Here is a 242-nt window from a genome sequence, read left to right on the forward strand (position 1 = left end):
GGGCCGGTGTCGAAACGGAAGCCCTCACGCTCGAACACGCCGATGCGCCGGGCGGCGCCGGTAATCAGCACGACGCGCGGCGTTTCAGGCGCGCGGGCGGCGGCGGTGTCGAAAGAGGCGGTCATTTACAATGCGGGGATGAATCCGAAAGCTCACCAACCTGATAGTTTACCTGCTCCCGGCACGAGCGCGCTTGCGCAGTCCGAAGCGCTGGTCGCGCAGATCCGCGCGGAACTCGAAGC

General features: G+C 66.5%; 1 pseudogene. It reads left to right on the forward strand.

The features are described 5' to 3' along the window. Nucleotides 1–42: 42 nt before the first annotated feature. Nucleotides 43–242 (forward strand): annotated as a pseudogene (locus SB764_RS44015) (class I SAM-dependent methyltransferase); the annotation flags it as partial.

This window comes from Paraburkholderia sp. SIMBA_027, from assembly GCF_046535315.1.
GTDB lineage: Bacteria > Pseudomonadota > Gammaproteobacteria > Burkholderiales > Burkholderiaceae > Paraburkholderia > Paraburkholderia tropica.